9 protein-coding genes are annotated in these 16,756 nt (G+C 57.3%); 8 read left to right on the forward strand and 1 reads right to left on the reverse strand.

Annotated elements, in window-relative coordinates; all coding sequences use genetic code 11:
- The first annotated feature begins 5 nt into the window (after window positions 1-5).
- From SH661x_RS01495 to SH661x_RS01510, 4 genes are all read left to right on the forward strand, one after another.
- On the forward strand, window positions 6-1,418 hold the full coding sequence (locus tag SH661x_RS01495; RefSeq protein ID WP_437227339.1) for a DUF1501 domain-containing protein: 1,413 nt from the start codon (window positions 6-8) through the stop codon (window positions 1,416-1,418).
- Window positions 1,419-1,619: 201 nt separating this feature from the next.
- On the forward strand, window positions 1,620-2,582 hold the full coding sequence (locus SH661x_RS01500; protein WP_437227341.1) for a DUF1559 family PulG-like putative transporter: 963 nt from the start codon (window positions 1,620-1,622) through the stop codon (window positions 2,580-2,582).
- 500 nt (window positions 2,583-3,082) lie between these two features.
- Entirely contained in the window at window positions 3,083-3,538 is a 456-nt protein-coding gene (locus tag SH661x_RS01505) for a hypothetical protein (RefSeq protein ID WP_437227343.1), read from the forward strand.
- A 43-nt stretch (window positions 3,539-3,581) separates the two neighbouring features.
- The gene (locus SH661x_RS01510; RefSeq protein ID WP_437227345.1) at window positions 3,582-3,767 is read left to right on the forward strand and encodes a hypothetical protein; all 186 of its coding nucleotides are present in this window, start codon (window positions 3,582-3,584) and stop codon (window positions 3,765-3,767) included.
- Window positions 3,768-4,008: 241 nt separating this feature from the next.
- Here SH661x_RS01510 and SH661x_RS01515 read toward each other — a convergent pair whose 3' ends face one another.
- Window positions 4,009-4,629 carry a hypothetical protein gene (locus SH661x_RS01515; RefSeq protein WP_437227347.1) on the reverse strand — a complete coding sequence of 207 codons (621 nt, stop codon included), beginning with the start codon at window positions 4,627-4,629 and terminating at the stop codon, window positions 4,009-4,011.
- A gap of 135 nt (window positions 4,630-4,764) precedes the next feature.
- Between SH661x_RS01515 and SH661x_RS01520 the strand changes: the two genes are divergently transcribed.
- The 4 genes from SH661x_RS01520 to SH661x_RS01535 all read left to right on the forward strand — a co-directional run bounded on the left by SH661x_RS01520 (window position 4,765) and on the right by SH661x_RS01535 (window position 16,671).
- Complete coding sequence (locus SH661x_RS01520; protein ID WP_437227349.1) at window positions 4,765-6,240, forward strand: class I adenylate-forming enzyme family protein; 1,476 nt, start codon at window positions 4,765-4,767, stop codon at window positions 6,238-6,240.
- Window positions 6,241-6,721: 481 nt separating this feature from the next.
- Entirely contained in the window at window positions 6,722-9,976 is a 3,255-nt protein-coding gene (mfd, locus tag SH661x_RS01525; RefSeq protein ID WP_437227351.1) for a transcription-repair coupling factor, read from the forward strand.
- 138 nt (window positions 9,977-10,114) lie between these two features.
- On the forward strand, window positions 10,115-11,338 hold the full coding sequence (locus tag SH661x_RS01530; RefSeq protein WP_437227353.1) for a peptidylprolyl isomerase: 1,224 nt from the start codon (window positions 10,115-10,117) through the stop codon (window positions 11,336-11,338).
- 263 nt (window positions 11,339-11,601) lie between these two features.
- Window positions 11,602-16,671, forward strand: coding sequence for a hypothetical protein (locus tag SH661x_RS01535; RefSeq protein ID WP_437227355.1), 5,070 nt, complete (start codon window positions 11,602-11,604; stop codon window positions 16,669-16,671).
- Window positions 16,672-16,756: the final 85 nt, after the last annotated feature.

The raw sequence follows: 16,756 nt of genomic DNA on the forward strand, positions 1-16,756 counted from the left end.
TCATCATGCAATTCGATTTCCATTTTGCACAGAACCGTCGCGCGTTCCTGAATTGGTCCGCGGGCAGTCTGGGAGCGTTGGCACTCACCGATCTCTGGAAATCGGAACAGGACAGAACTGCTCTCGCGGGTGCAACGCGAACTCCTCATCTACCCCCGAGCGCCGATGCGGTCATCTGCCTGTTCCAGCATGGCGGCCCCAGCCAGATGGATCTGTTCGATCCCAAGCCCGAGCTCACCAGGCGTCACGGGCAGGAGTATGAAGGGCATCTCGAAGTTCATTTCGCCGGACAAAAAGGAAAGATTCTCGGATCCCCATTTCAGTTTGCTCCTCGCGGGGAGTCGGGCATCGAGTTGAGTGAGCTGCTCCCGCACACCTCACGGATCGTGGACGACATCACGCTGGTGCGAAGTGTGACCACGGAGTCTGTCGATCATGAATCGGCCCTGCGGCTCATTCACAGCGGGAAGTTTCAGGCCGGTTATCCGACATGGGGATCCTGGGTCAGCTATGGCCTGGGAACCGCCAATCAGAACCTGCCGGCGTATGTCGTCCTCACCGATCCGGGCGGAATGCCAGTTGATAACGTCCGCAACTGGACCTCGGGCTGGCTGCCCGCGGAATATCAGGGGACCGCGTTCCGGCCCGGAGCCGCCCCCGTCCCGAATCTGAACACCCCTGCAGGAATGACACCCTCCGCACGGGAGCGGCAGCTTCATTTGCTCGAGGCCCTGAATCGGAATCATCTCGCGAACTACCCCGGGAACTCGGAACTGCTGGCCCGCCTGCAGGACTTCGAAATCGCAGCCCGCATGCAGACCTCCGTTCCCGAGCTGCTGGACATCTCCGCAGAATCGGCGGAAACGAAGGAGATGTATGGACTCAATCACCCGGCCACCGCGGAATACGGGACTCGATGTCTGACGGCCCGTCGGCTGGTGGAACGGGGCGTCCGCTTCGTTCAGGTGTTTCTGGCCGGTCAGCCTTGGGACACGCACAGCAAGAATGCAGAGTCCCTGAAGACAAACTGTGCCAGGATTGACCAGCCGAGCGCTGCACTGGTTCAGGATCTGAAGCAGCGGGGACTGCTCGATCGGACTATTGTCATGTGGGCCGGAGAATTCGGCCGTCTTCCAGTCTCGCAGGGAACGGACGGGCGTGACCACAACCGGCATGCGAATTCACTGTGGCTGGCAGGAGGGGGCTTCAAGCAGGGATATGTGCACGGAGCAACGGATGATTTCGGCTACGCCGCCGTCCATGATGTCGTCACCGTGCACGACTTGCACGCCACGCTGCTGCACGCCCTGGGACTGGACCATCAGCGCTTAACATATCCGCAGGATGGACGCCCCGGCAGCCTGACGGATGTTGCGATTACGAAAGCGAAAGTTGTTCCGGAATTGCTCGCAAATTGATAAGTTATTCCTGTTGTGTTCTATGGCGTTTTGGTAAATTTAATTCGCACAGCCAATTAAGGACATCGGAAAGGAAACTGTTTCGTTCCATTCGTGCAGCCTTTGCTCTAAAGGCAGCCCCTCAAGTATGGGTTCTCACACCTCTCTTTGTTGTCTAAATGCAATTCTTCTTTCAAATGGGATGTCATTATGAAGACGTCAATGTTTCGCCGTGGCTTTACACTGATCGAACTGCTTGTTGTGATCGCAATTATCGCTGTGCTGATCGCACTACTTCTGCCTGCCGTTCAACAGGCGCGTGAAGCGGCGCGAAGGTCGCAGTGCAAGAACAATCTCAAGCAACTTGGGCTGGCATTGCACAACTATCACGACAATCACAATGTTTTCCCCTACGGTTCAAGCCCTGGGTACCCATCAGGCATGTCTGCCCAGCAGATCCTTGATGCCGGTGGAACACCAAAGATGGGATATAACTGGCGAGTCTTCATTCTCCCTTACATGGATCAGGCGCCATTATATAGCGTCCTCGCGGCCGTTAACAATTCCAACTATGTCGCCGTCGAGACTTTAGCTGAACAACGCACTGTGATCGCCACGCTGATTTGCCCCAGCGAACCTGCCCCAAGCGTTGCAAGTAACTTCAGCGGGGATGGCGATCTCGTTTCGTCAACGACGGCAGCCTTGGCCAGTTATCGAGGAAGTGCTGGCCCTGCATCAACCCATGCAATAGATGCATACGGATGCGGTTACTGCGTTGACAACACCACCTGTCTTTGCACGAACAGAGGCGAGAATCATGTCGCCCCCACTGGCAATGGTCCAGGAATGTTCCATCATCGGGCAGACAAAATCGGCATGAGACATGTTACCGACGGGACTTCCAACACCCTGATGCTGGGAGAAGGAACGTTCCTCGGCCCCAATGGAGGGACGAATTTTGCACAATGGATGGGAACCTGGGCACTGGCTTCCACAGTGAACGGCATTAATATGCCTAACGCATCTGCTTACTATAACGGCAGTGGCTTTCGCAGCTATCACACCGGGGGAGCCCAATTCGCGATGGTGGACGGATCCGTCAGATTCATCAATAACAACGTCAACCTGATGACCTTATCCAGTCTCGGAACGAAAGCCGGAGGAGAAGTTTTGAGTGAATTCTAATGGGCTCTGCAGTAATCCGCGACGGTCTCGTAACATGAGTTGCCGGACGGGCTCAGGTCACATTCCAGCAATAGACGAGAGACTATAATCGTGAATTACACCGGTGCATGCTGTCCGAATGGAATTAGCAAAAGGCGCAGTCTCCATCCGGTGCGGTCAGCTGTTCGTGTGGGATCACGTTAAAATCCGAATCTCATACTTACAATGACTTACCGGCCGGAGAAGCACCGGAGGCGTTAAGTGGCTATGACCGGTCAAAGTCTTTTGATTCTTGCGAATCGCAATTGATGGCGCTGCGCCACCTGCGATGACATCGAGTCAATGCGATCCTAAGACCCGCTGCAGCGGATCTCCATCACTCAAAGCGTCACCACGCACAGTAAAGCTGACGATTCCAGTTGATGCATCTTCTTTAGTAACGCATGAGGACAGACAACTCCAATTGTGATCGTTCATCGTGCGACCAGTTAGTAGAACTCTTAAGCCGAGGTGCCAATATCATGGGAACCAGGGTTTACGGCAGCAAGTCGTCCTTACTTTTGTCTCTGGCAATGATGACCTCGCTGCTTTCTGGTTGCCGTGGGTCCTCAGGGCAACCCGTTGTCAAAGTAAGTGGAATCGTGAAGTTCCAGGGATCTCCGCTCACTCACGGGGAAGTCATCCTCAATCCGGACCTCGCGGAACACGGTCGTCCTGGTCGTGGATCGATTGACAACCAAGGGGAGTTTGTGATCTCGACGTTTCTTCCTGGAGACGGGGTCCTGCCTGGGGACTACACGGTCGTCGTGCATTCGACAATCCCGGGAACCGAACCACTGCCAAGAGACAAAGGAACTGGAATCGGCGGCAAGTCGGCAATCCCTGCCAAGTACAACCAGATTAAGTCATCTCCACTCAAGGTTTCTGTTTCAAAAACGGATTCTGGTAAACACTTGACCCTGGACTTGGTGGAATAGGTCAACCGCCCCTCATTGATTTTCGCTACCGAAGCGACGCCCAGTGTCGGCTACATCCGCCAAAGATCCGAAGGAGGTTGTAATTCAGCTCGGGCAAACCACCGCGAAGTCGTGCGTGGTCCGTATTGGAGTGGGCGAGATTTTCGTGGTCGCAGGTCAGTCGAATACCGCCAACTGGGGAGAGAAACGTCTGGCTCCCCAGCTGGATCGAGTGTTCAACTGGGTGTGAAATCCAGAAAGCCTTTGCACTTCTCCCGGATATGTGAAGGGCACACTTTCTCTGGTGAAATGAGCCTGTGTGCCCAGTTGCGGCATTTTTCAGCTCTCTCGACTGGAACTCGTCGAAGCTTCATGACCCGTTTGCTGGGTCAGGACCGGGCTGAACTCTCTGGGTGCCTCGTGTTCAATTTGCCAAAATTTTGATGGCATCATGTCATCGAACCGGGGCGGTGGGCGGGGCGCGGCAGCTATCACTCAGCGGGTTGCCTTTCGAACACGTTCCCATTGGAAACGTCCTCGATCCCTTTGGGCGTCAGGTATAGCCTGCTGGTAATTCCAGCATTTGCCAGATCGAGCCGCGGGCAATCGTGACGGAACCAGATCACCAGCTTCCTGTCCGTTCCCGGGATCTCGGATTCGTCGAGAAAGAAGGCATCAACGCGATCTCCTCGAGCTGCCCCGATGTGAATCAGCTTGAGCGGATCAGTGCTGCCGAATATCTGCCCCTTGGCGAGCAACCAGAAGCCGGCGTTTTCCAACTCTGTTTGATCCGACATGATGTGCTGGTCGCGGACCAACATCGTCATCCAATTGTACGAACGGGTTGCCGGGAAGTCCTCCACTCCGACAACAAGAAAGAGACCGTCCCCGATCCAGCGGGTCGCGTACAGATCGGTGACATCAGGAAGTTCTGGCAGAAATGGGATGCCCTCCCTCGAATCCACAGACAGTGACAGGTCCTTCTGGTGATCAACCTTCACCGTCACCGAGTGCTCGGGAAGTTTTACGGTGATTGGTTCGCTCGCCTGTGCCTTCGACACGGAATCGAAGTTCATGAAAAGCAGCAACAACGCGATGAGGAACCTCGACATGTCCGCCCCCTGGTCGTTGAAGAACACGAGCCCCAGTCAACTGACGACTTTGCATTTTATGCAGCAATCGTTCAATCTGCGATGTGCTCAGGGGCTGGGTCTGTTCGATCTGGTTCGATTCAAGTGGAGTCATTGATGAACATCGGCGATTTATTGCGGGATTCGGCAGCGGAAAATCCGGACCGTACCGCAATGATCTTTAACGAACAAGCGGTCACATACCGCGAACTGGATCGTCTGACCGATCGATTTGCTGGAGCGCTGCAGAACGCCGGAATCCAGTGTGGCCAGGTTCTCGCAGTGCTGCTGGAAAGCGGTCCTGAACTGCTGATCTCGGTTCTCGGAGCCTTCAAAGCTGGGGTGATTCCCAATGTGGTGAATGCCATGTTGCGGCCCGAGGAAGTTCGTGTGATTGTCGCCGACTCCGAGGCGGTCTGGCTGCTGACAGATTCTGAACGGGCCAGTGTACTGCGTTCGATGGGCGAAGGTCTGGGGGTGCAGAGGATTCTGGACGTCGAGACGGAGTGGGAAGAGCTGCTGGCTACGGGGACAGATTCGTTCCCGGTCCTCGATTTCGCTCCGGATACGGTCGCGTGCTTGCTCTACACATCGGGGACAACGGGTCAGCCAAAAGGGGTGATGCTGACTCATCTGAACGTCATTGATAATGCGGTGCAGTTCGCTCGACTCCACTTCGATTCAGACGATCGACTTCTGGTCGCTGCTCCGCTCTTTCACTGCTGGGGATTGATTAACGGTGTGCTGGGGATCTTCGCAGCGGGCGGCAGTGCGATTGTGATCAGACGGTTCAAAGCCGATCCGGTTCTCGAACTGATCGAGCGACTGCAGCCGACGCAGTTTCTCGGTGTGCCAGCGATGGACAATCACATGACACGTTCCCCCTCGCGAGCCGAGCGGGACTTGCGAAGTTTACGCGTCGTTCATTCCGCTGCGGCTCCGATGCCTGCTGAGCTGATTAGTTCGCTTCGGGATGATTGGAAAGTCGGGTATGCGGAATCGTACGGGCTGACGGAAGTGAGCCCTGTAATCACGACGACGACACATGAAGAGATGCGGGTCGGTTCATGCGGGAAGGCGATGGGAGACACAGAGCTGAAAGTGGTCGACCCCGAAGGAAAGACCCTGGGAGTGAATGAAGTTGGTGAGCTCTGGGCACGCGGGACTGCGGTCAGTGCTGGTTACTTCAAGCGACCGGAGGCGACCGCCGAGGTTTTCGTTGACGGGGGGTGGTTCCGCACGGGCGACATCGTGCGGATGGATGCGGACGGCTATGTCTTCATCGTGGATCGGGCGAAGGACATGATCAATGTCGGGGGCGAAAAGGTTTATCCGCGCGATGTCGAAGAGGTGATTTTCCGCCATCCTGCCGTCGCTGATGCAGTTGTCGTCGCAGCTCCAGATCCTGTTATGGGGGAGGTCCCCAGAGCTGTGATCGCCCTCAAGCCGAATGCGGAACTTTCCCCGGAAGAGCTGCTGACGTTTCTGCGTCCGAAGCTGGCAACATTCAAACTTCCCAGGACGATCGAGTTCGTTGATGCTGTCCCCCGCAGTGCATCTGGAAAAGCGCTGCGCAGGCTGTTGAGAACTTAGCCCCTGTCTCAGGGGAGTGTGGCGGCGATTCTGGGTGATTGATTGCTCGAAAGCTGTGTTTATCGCCGCCGGAACGCCACTCTTTCGTGAGATTCGCTCTTGAGTGTTTCACGGTCCGAAGGTGACCCATTCAAAGAAAGGAAATTTACCACGGAGTCACGGTGACACGGAGAATCTTTAAAACGGCCCAGCATGTGAATCTGGCGATTTTCGGGTTTCCTTTTCGCGTTTTTCACAGCAATTTGGAACATCGGAATGGCAAAACAATCGGGGCTGGATGGGACGTTGATGGCTGCTTTCTGATTCGTACCATTCGCCTGATTCGCGGTTCTTTTCTTCTCCGTGCCTCAGTGACTCCGTGGTGAATTGCAAGTTGAATCGACAGCAGGGCTGGAAAGCTCCGAGCCGGAGAATGCTCGCTGTGCTGATCCGATTCTGTTTGATAGACCGGGCGAGTTCGACCTGATAACTTTCAGGTTCAATGGCAAGATCGCCCGTGGTGATCAGTTCGTTGCCGGACCTGATCGGCTCGACCCGTGGCGTTCAATCGTACCAAAAGGTGATGGCATCGCTTCGGCGCGGCGCCAGCGGGACGATTGACGGTGCGTGGGGATCGTCGTGCGCGCTGGTTGCAGCTGCTGTGGCGGAAGACGCTCCCGGGCCACTGCTGGTAGTTCTTCCGCGGATCAGTGACGTCGAAGATTTCTCTGCCGATTTAGCATCGTTATTAAAAGAACCCCCGGTCGTGTTTCCTGCCTGGGAGACGCTGCCAAAGGAACGATCGGTCAAAGACGCCATCTTCGGAGCCCGGTTGCGGGCGCTCGACCTGATCGAATCAAAGACTCCCCCCAAGGTTATTGTCACCCCGTTCCCGGCATTGCTCCAACCGGTTCCCGCCCGCGCCGATCGTCAGGCGGGGAAGCGGACTCTGCGTGTGGGAGAGGTGATCGACTCGGATGAGCTGCTCCGTTGGCTTGTGCAACGCGGATTCGAACGCGTTCCGACCATCGAACGGCCCGGGGAATTCTGCGTGCATGGCGGGATCGTGGATATCTTCCCGCCAGCCGCCATCGACCCCATCCGAATGGAATTGTTCGGTGATGAAGTTGATTCGCTCCGGTATTTCAACGTTGAGTCTCAACGCAAGGTGGAAGACTTGCGGGACGTCGAGCTGACCGCCATTGCTCCGACTGAAGGGGCCGATTCCTCCAGCTGGGGAGAAGCGAATCTCCTCGACTCGCTGCCTGCCGACAGCTGGATTGCTCTTTCGGAGCTCACCGATGTCATCGAAGAGGGGAAGCGGTTCCTTCAGCGACTCGAAAATCCGCGAGGGCTGTTCGGCGTCGATGCGACGATGGCCCGCTGCACGCAACTTCCGACCGTCAGCATCTCCGCACTGAGCTCTGGGAGCTTCGAGACAACCGCACATCTTCAGATCGAATCGATCGAGCGGTTCACCGGCCCCAAGACCGAAGTGATTCTCGAACTGGCGGGAGTCCTTTCGAAAGATGAACAGGTCATCATTGCCTGTCACAACGAAGGGGAACGCGAGCGGCTGAAAGAAATGATTCAGGAGGCTGATCCCACCCTGAATGAACGGATGCAGCTTTGCCTGGGGACGGTGACTCAGGGATACCGTCTGGGTTTCGCCCGCAAAGTGGTGATCAGCGATAACGAACTGTTCAACCGGGTGCATGTCCGGCACACCACGCGGAAGGCGTCCAGCCGCATCGCCAGCCGGGCCATTGACAGCTTTCTCGACCTGAATGAAGGGGATCTGGTTGTCCATCTCTCTCATGGCATCGGCCGCTTCCTCGGGATGCAGCTGGTGAACCGGGAAGGGAACCAGGAAGAGCACCTGATCATCGAGTTCCGGGAAGGGGTGCGGATCTATGTTCCGGTCACGTTGATTCACCTTGTTCAGAAATACGTGGGTGCCGCACAGACGTCCCCCAAGCTGGCCAAGGTGGGGGGGACCAGCTGGCAGAAGAACAAGAAGAAGGTGTCTGAAGCTGTCTCGGACATGGCAGCGGACATGCTGAAGCTTCAGGCGAAACGAGCGACGCAGGTGGGACTTGCCTGTCCTCCTGACAGCAAGTGGCAGAAGGAGTTCGATTCTTCGTTCCCTTTTGTGGAAACTCCTGATCAGCTGCGTGCGATTGAAGAGTCCCGCATCGATCTGATGCAGGAGAAACCGATGGACCGCCTGATCTGCGGTGACGTCGGTTTCGGAAAAACCGAAGTCGCAATGCGGGCGGCATTCAAGGTTGTGGATGCGGGACGGCAGGTGGCGGTCCTGGTTCCAACGACCGTTCTGGCAGAACAGCACTTCCGATCGTTCTCTCAACGGATGGCGGAGTTTCCCGTTCAGATTGCCTCTCTGTCCCGTTTCAGGTCGAAAGCTGAACAGCGGGCCATTCTGGAGAAGCTATCAATCGGTGGAATCGACATCTGTATCGGCACCCATCGTCTCGTGTCACAGGATGTCCATTTCCGGAATCTCGGACTGTTGATCGTGGACGAAGAACAACGTTTCGGCGTGTCCACCAAGGAAATGTTGAAGCACCTGCGAGTGAACGTGGATGTGCTGACGTTGAGTGCAACACCGATTCCTCGCACGCTGCATATGTCACTGCTGGGGATTCGAGACATCTCGAACCTCACCACACCTCCTCAGGATCGATTGCCGATCGAGACGCGTATTGGTCGCTGGGACGGGGACCTGATCCGTTCAGCGATCATGCGGGAGTTCAATCGCGGCGGTCAGGTCTACTTTGTTCATAACCGCGTGTATGACATTCATCAGATTGCGGATCGCCTTCAACAGATTGTTCCGGAAGCGAGGATCGTTGTCGGCCACGGACAGATGACTCCCGAAGAGCTCGAGGCGAGCATGGTCAAGTTCGTGAACGGCCAGGCAGATATTCTGGTCGCGACCACCATTATCGAAAGCGGTCTCGACATCCCAACCGCGAATACGATGTTCATCAATCAGGCTGAGATGTACGGACTGGCGGAACTGCATCAGCTGCGAGGCCGGGTCGGTCGCGATAAACATCGCGCCTATTGCTATCTGCTGGTGAGTGAGCACAAAGCATTGACCGGGACAGCAGCCCGTCGACTCAAGGCGATTGAAGAGTTCAGCGAGCTGGGAGCGGGTTTCAAGATCTCCATGCGCGACCTGGAGATCCGGGGGGCCGGAAACATCCTCGGAACCGAGCAAAGCGGACACATTTCGGTTGTGGGATACGAGCTGTACTGCCAGCTTCTGGAAAATGCCGTCAGGCATCTCAAAGCGCTCCCACCTCGGGAGAGTCCGCATGTGAATCTGGATTTGCCGGTCACCGCGTACTTGCCTGGTTCCTATATTCCCCCCGGTCGCCACAAAGTTGACGTCTACCGCAAGCTCTCCTCCGTCAGCACTCACGGGGAACTCAAGGAGGTCGCGGACGAAATCCGGGATCGTTTTGGACCGCTTCCTGAAGAGGCCATTCAGCTTATCTCCTTGAAGGAACTGGAGTTAATGGCCTATGCCTGGGGGATCGACAACATCCGGCTGGAAGAGGACCGGTTCGCGGTCCTGAGCTATCAGGACACCCAGCGGATTCACGACCTCGCAGGGCGGTACGGACGGGACCTGCGGATCGTCGACCGGCGGAATGCATACGTTCTTCTGCCGGAAAAGGGGATGAAAGGGCCTTTGCTCGTTGACTTTCTGAAATCCGTGTTGCGTTAAAACGCCGCAGCCGGTAATAAGCCGACGCCTCTCCCCACAATTCGATCGACAAACCGACGAGCGGGAGGACATTCCGTCCCGATTTCCGAGTCCGGAGTCCGTCGTCCCTCCTGTTCCGTCCGTGTTGAAGTTACCCCCATGTCACGCAAATCAATCTATCTGGCGATCTTGCTGGCAGTGGGCTGTGGCACGAAAAATTATAACGTTGCCAATCCGGTGGTTGGCCCGGCTCCCCCCCGGATCAAAGATGCCCTGGCGCGGCAGGACCAGAAGGACGGCGCTGACGCCGTGGCTGAGAGCGGTCTGAAATCTGTCTCTGCCGAGGGAGTCAAGACGGTCAACTACGAATCGGAAACTCCGCTGGCGATGACTGATGTCGTGGCCAAGGTGAACGGCCGACCGGTCCTCGCGGGGGAAATTCTTGAGCAATACAACTCCAAGCTCAAAGAGTACCAGGCGCAGCTGGCTCTGGGGGTCTCCAAAGGAGCCCTGGACGAAGCGACTCGACAGAGAAAGATCCGCGAAACGCAGGAGATGCTCATCAAGCGGGACATGGACCGCTTCGTCGAACAGATCCTGATGGCGGATGCAGTCCGTTCCAAACTGAAGAAAGAACAGCTGGACAGCATCAACGAGCAGCTGGCAGGCTATTTCGAAAAGGACGTCGTCGCCAACCTGAAGCAGAAATTCGAAGTGGAAACGACGCTCGAACTCGAAGGGGTTCTGCAGGCTCAAGGGATGTCCCTGGAGACGATGCGACGGATGTTTACCGATCAGCAGCTGGCCTCGCAATACATTCGCACCAAGATGGGCGAAGACCCCAAGCCGAGCCGGGCGGAACTTCTCGCGGTGTACAACGCTCAAATCGAAAAATACAGCCGTCCCATGCAGGTGAAATGGCAGCAGCTGCAGGTGAACACCGGTGGTCCGCAGAATCAGTCCAAGGCGAGAGCCCGCATCGAAGAAGCACAGGCGGCGCTGAAGGACGGAATGTCCTTTGATGACGTTGTGAAGAAATATTCCGACGGCCCGCTGAAGGACAATGGGGGGCACTGGGACTGGACGCAGCCCGAGAGCGTCGCGAACCCTGAAATTCGTAAAGTCCTGCAGAAAATGAAAACGGGCGAGATCAGTCCGGTGCTGGTGACCAATGCTTCGCTGCAGATCATCAAAGTGACGGGTCGCCGTGAAGCAGGCAATCAGCCCTTGGAAGAGGTCCAGGAAGATCTTCGCCAGCAGATTATCAGTGAATTCCGCGAGAAACGCGCGTCCGAAGTCGTTGCCGAAATCCGAGCGAAAGCAGTTGTCGAAACGATGTTCGATGACGAAGTCGAATCCCCGGAAAAGACTCAACTCCGATAGTTTTCCCCCTTGCTCCGGCAACACTCGCCGGACTTGATTGAAAAAACAGAGGTCCGACAGAAATCCTCACGACCCATCTTGACCCTGTCTGACTGACTGCAGTATTCAGCGACCTTGAAGCACCTTTCCCCAGTCAAATCCCACTTCCCATCCCGTTCCGCCAATCTCCGAGAGACTTCAACGATCCCATTCGCGGATGCATGAAGTCCGACGCTGCGGCGACCTTTCCCCACCCTTTCATCCCATCAGCGGCAAACCAAGTCATGGCGAGAAATCGAACAAGCCTGGATCAGCCTGGTCATACCCCCACGGAGGGACCGACTTTGTTGCGAACATTCGGAAAGATGATGTGCGGAGGTCTGTTGACCACAAGCCTGTGGCTTGGGTCTCAGGTCACTGCCCAAGACGCTCCTAAAAACGGAGCAGATCCGTTCGACGCACTGAGTCGCTCGTCGGCCTCGCCGCAGACGACTTCCAGCCACGTCGTGCCTGGCAGCCCTGAAGACGTGCAACACCGCCGCATTCAGGATCAGATGCGACAAGCTCGCCTGAAAATGCAGCTGGGCGAATACCAGGAAGCTTACCGGCTGGCTCAAAGTGCCAACGGGATGGCTCAGAAGTGGAAAATCACGTTCGCCCCGAACGAAGTCTCTCCACAGCGGCTCATGACTGAGATCCGGGCCAAGGTGCCTGCGGGCTCGGAAGTGCAGTTCGCTCAGACGGCTCTCGCACAGTCCGCAGCCGCGGAAGCGATGCCGGTCATCACTTCGACCCAGGCCTTCGGCGAGACGATGACACCGCCAGCGGGGACTCCCGTGGCCGTCGCCCCTTCCGGAGCACAGGCTCAGAAGGAATACGTGCAGAAGCTGCTCGCTCAGGCGCAGTCCGACCTGAACGCCGGCAACTTTGATTCAGCACGCACGCTGATTGAAGAAGCCCGCGGCATCGACGTCACCTATGACGTCTTTGAAGTTCGCCCCGAGCATCTGCTGGTCGAACTCGCACGCCGTCAGCCGGCCCGTCCGGAAGGTCCATCGGAATCGCTGGCACAGATGGCTCAGCTGAGCAATCAGCCGATCGTTCCTGCGAAAGCCGTTCAGTCTGAACCTGTCCCGGCCGCCACGCCGACTCAGGCCACGCTGAAGGCACAGGCTGTCCAGATGCTTGCCGACGCCAAGTCGGCCATGGCTGCTGGACGGATGAACGAAGCCCGTCAGATGGCATTGCAGGCACAGCAGATGGATGTGACCTGGGGCCTGCTCGAAGAGCACCCGGAACACCTGCTCGCCGATCTGGAACGTCAGACCAATATGCAGGTCATTGCTGCGGCACCTCCCTCGCGGAATGCCGTGCAGGATGCCCAGCAGACTCGGACCGCAGCCCTGGAGCTGCTGAAGTCCGCACGGGAAAACATTGCAGCCGGCAAACTCGAACTGGCTCAGCAGCAGGCCACTCAGGCTCAGTCGCTGGAAGCCTCGTACGGGATCTTCGACGATCGTCCGGATCTGGTCCTGCAGGAAGTTCGTGTTCTGGCTTCGCGAAACATGATGGAGCCGGGACGTCCTGCTCCGGGAACCGCGCCTGCAGCAGCACCAACAGCCGCACCAGCAGGTCTTGCTGCACAGACGCAGAAGAAAGAGCAGGCACTTGCACTGCTGCACTCTGCACGTGAGGCGATGCGAAGCGGTGATCTGAAGACCGCTGAAGCCCGCGTTCAGGACGCCGCTTCGCTGGATGTTGCCTTCGGCCTGTTCGAAGATAATCCGGAAACCGTGCGTGAAGACCTGAACAGGCTGATTGCCGCTCAGCAGACTCGCGGTGGAAATCCTGTCGCTGCTGCTCCGACTGCTCCTGCCGCCCCAAGTGGCATGTCTCGCGAAGCATTGAAGCAGCAGGCAATCGGATTGCTGGCCTCTGCCCGGGCTGATCTGGCCGCTGGTCGGATCGATATGGCTCAGGCCAAAGCAAGCCAGGCGGCCACCATTGATGTGACCTACGATCTGTTTGAAGACAGCCCCGAGCGGCTGATGAACGATCTTGAAATCGCCGCGAAGCAGGGTCCTGCCAAATCCTTGGCAGCCATGCCCGCAGCAGCCCCTCAGGGCGAAGTCGGCCTGAAAGAGCAGGCTCTCCAGCTGCTGCAGTCGGCCCGTGCTGACATGCAGGCAGGTCGCTTGAACGAAGCCCAGGCCAAGGTGTCTCAGGCGTCGACGTTTGACGTGACCTACGACCTGTTCGAAGACAGCCCTGAGCGGCTGATGGCTGAAGTGGAACTCGCCATGAAGCGAGGAGCCCCCGTGGCCATGGCTGAGAACCCGATGGCTCAGCCCGCCTCGAACTCCGCACTCGACCTCACCTCACCTGCACAGGCCGCTCCGCAGATCGCCAACCGCGACCGGATGATTGTGAACTCGGCCGGCCTGTCGGCTCAGGAACTGTACGAGCAGGGTGTGAATCACCTGCGTGAAGGAAACCGGGCAGGGGCCTATGAGTCCTTCCTGCAGGCCTACCACTCCGGTGAGAAGCTGGACAATTATCGCCAGCAGCAGCTGCAGGACAAACTGCGTGAACTGGCTCCTCGCAAGTCTCGCGTCCAGCAGGTCAGCAATGAAGTTGTGGATAACGGCAGCGACCTGACTCTGCCGGGAGATGCTTCGCGAATTGACGCTGTGGCTCAGTCCCAGGCTGCCAAGTTCGACCGTCTCCGCACAGAATGTCTGAATGCGATCTTCCGTGCTGAAAAGATGCGGGAGAAACAGCCGGAACAGGCTCAGGCTCTGTTGAATCAGACGCTCGAAAACGTCCAGCAGGCCGACCTGAGCGATGAGCAGAAAGCCTCCCTGTCGGCATGGGTCAAGAGCTCACGCAGCTCGATCGACTCCTACATCGCCCAGCAGCGCCCGGTGCTCGAACTCGAGCGAAAGAACGCCGAGACCAAAGACCTGATCGAGCGGGAAATCCAGACTCGTGTCCGGGTGGAACAGGAACTCGCCACGCTGGTGGAGAAGTTCAACACCCTGATGGATCAGCGACGGTATGGTGAGGCCAACAGCCTCGCCAAGCAGGCCAAGGAACTGGCTCCGGAAAATCCGGTGACCGTCAACATGACGATCAAGTCCCAGCTGGCCATGCAGGTCGCCTTCAATGAAGACGTCAAGGAACGCAAAGCCAACGGATTCCTGAGCGCCCTGAACGATGTGGACAGCTCCAACGTCATTGAAGTCAGCGACGCCCATCCATTGGTCTACGCCAAGGACTGGAAAGAACTGAAAGAAAAACGTGGAGAACGACCGGCAGATGCTGGCCGTCACACGGAAGCTGAAATGCGGGTTCGCAAGAGCCTGGGGAATCCGGTCTCGCTGCACTTCAACAATGCACCTCTGACAGAGGTTCTGAAGTTCATCGCGGATACTCAGGGCATCAACGTGATGGTCGATGAAACCGGCCTCACGGAAGAAGGAGTGACAGCCAGCACCCCGATCAGCATCGCTGTCGATGCCATCCGGCTGGACAGTGCCCTGAACCTGATGCTGAATCAGCTGAACCTGGGTTACACCATTGAGAACGAAGTGTTGAATATCACCAGCCGGATGCGAAAGCATGGCGAGCTGACGACCAAGGTCTATCAGGTCGCCGACCTGGTGGTGCCGGTCGGAATCTCGTCCCCGTTCGCTCAGGCAGTCCCGGGAACAGGGTTCGAAAATCACAACAATTCCATGCAGAGCACCCCGGCAACTCCGGGCGGTCCAGGCTTCGCACAGGTCGGTGCCAATCCACTGGGCGGATTGAATCAGGCCCTGGGTGGAGTGACGACCGATGGCTCCCGACCGCTGAGCGGTCCTGGCCAGACGAACCATGGATTCGAAGCTCTGACCAGTCTGATCACCACCACCGTTTCTCCGGATTCGTGGCAGGAAATCAGCGGTGCAGGCTCCATCAACCAGCATGAAAGCACATTGAGCCTGGTCATTCGCCAGACCCAGCGTGTCCATCAGGAAATTGCAGACCTGCTCGAGCAGCTGCGACGCCTGCAGGACCTGCAGGTGACGATTGAAGTCCGCTTCATCACCGTCAGCGATCAGTTCTTCGAGCAGATCGGAATCGACTTCGACTTCAACATCAACGACACCGTTGGTGGACCTTATGTCGAAAACAACTTCTCCCCCATCCGTCCGTTCGGAAGCACCGATCCAATCTTCGGTGGAACAGGCGGCTCGAGCGGAGGGTCAGGCGGCACCGGAAACACAGGTGGAACCGGCGGAACAGGTGGAACCGGTGGGACGGGAGGAACTGGAGGTAACAACTCCGGCGGCTCAACACGTCTGGCACCGTTCGGACAGGGCCCAACCCTGAACATGCAGGATCGTGACAACTGGCCATCCAGAACCGTCGTGGGACTGCTCAACGGGACAGACACCTTCTCTCCGACGCTGGATGTTCCGTTCCGACAGGGTTCGTTCGATCTGGCTGCACCGACCTTCGGTGGATTCGATCCGAACGCAGGGATCTCCTTCGGGATGGCGATTCTGAGCGACATTGAAGCCTTCATGTTCGTGCGGGCCGCTCAGGGAGACCGACGATCCAACGTGATGAATGCTCCGAAGATCACCCTCTTCAACGGGCAGATCGGAACTGTGATCAGTGCAACCCAGCGACCGTTCGTGACCTCGCTGACTCCGGTGGCCAGTGCCTTCAACATCGGCTATCAGCCCCAGATCTCGGTGATCCCTGATGGAACATCTCTGACCGTGCAGGCTGTGGTTTCTGCAGACCGACGTTATGTCCGGCTCAGCGTGCTCCCGAACTTCACCAACATCACAGACGTCTTCACCTTCTCCTACATCTCTGGTGGAGCAGGTGGAACAGGCGGCATCGGTGGAGGTGGAATCGGCGGCGGCGGCCTGGGCGGCGGCGGTGGATTCGGTGGAGGTGGAGGCGGATTCGGCGGCGGAGGCGGTGGCTTCGGCGGCAACACCGGCGGCGGTGGAATCGGAGGTAACAACGGTGGGAACAACAACGGTGGGAACAACAATGGCGGAAACAACAACTCCGCCGGCGGCTCCGTGACTGTTCAGCAGCCTGTGGTTGCCCAGGTCTCTGTGATCACCGTGGTGAGCGTGCCTGACGGCGGAACGGTCCTGCTGGGTGGAGTGAAGTCCCTCCGCGAAGGTCGTAACATGGCTGGCGTGCCCATCCTGAACAAACTTCCTTACATCAGCCGACTCTTCAAGAATACGGGTGTGGGTCGCGAAACCAGCAGCCTGATGCTGATGGTGACACCGCGAATCATCATCCAGGAAGAAGAAGAGGAAATGCTGGGGATCCCCAACTAATCCGTGATAAGTGTGCGTGCTGTCCTGTCTGGGAGCATCACGTATCAAGTTGAAGGCCGCCATGCAGGTCCAGCATGGCGGCCTT

It is taken from the genome of Planctomicrobium stercoris (assembly GCF_051465655.1).
In the GTDB taxonomy this organism is placed as follows: Bacteria; Planctomycetota; Planctomycetia; order Planctomycetales; family Planctomycetaceae; genus Planctomicrobium.

Coding starts and splice junctions, on each gene's coding strand:
- SH661x_RS01495 (WP_437227339.1), top strand. CDS start 6: ATGCAATTCGATTTCCATTTTGCACAGAACCGTCGCGCGTTCCTGAAT.
- SH661x_RS01500 (WP_437227341.1), top strand. CDS start 1,620: ATGTTTCGCCGTGGCTTTACACTGATCGAACTGCTTGTTGTGATCGCA.
- SH661x_RS01505 (WP_437227343.1), top strand. CDS start 3,083: ATGGGAACCAGGGTTTACGGCAGCAAGTCGTCCTTACTTTTGTCTCTG.
- SH661x_RS01515 (WP_437227347.1), bottom strand. CDS start 4,629: ATGTCGAGGTTCCTCATCGCGTTGTTGCTGCTTTTCATGAACTTCGAT.
- SH661x_RS01520 (WP_437227349.1), top strand. CDS start 4,765: ATGAACATCGGCGATTTATTGCGGGATTCGGCAGCGGAAAATCCGGAC.
- mfd (WP_437227351.1), top strand. CDS start 6,722: ATGGCAAGATCGCCCGTGGTGATCAGTTCGTTGCCGGACCTGATCGGC.
- SH661x_RS01530 (WP_437227353.1), top strand. CDS start 10,115: ATGTCACGCAAATCAATCTATCTGGCGATCTTGCTGGCAGTGGGCTGT.
- SH661x_RS01535 (WP_437227355.1), top strand. CDS start 11,602: ATGGCGAGAAATCGAACAAGCCTGGATCAGCCTGGTCATACCCCCACG.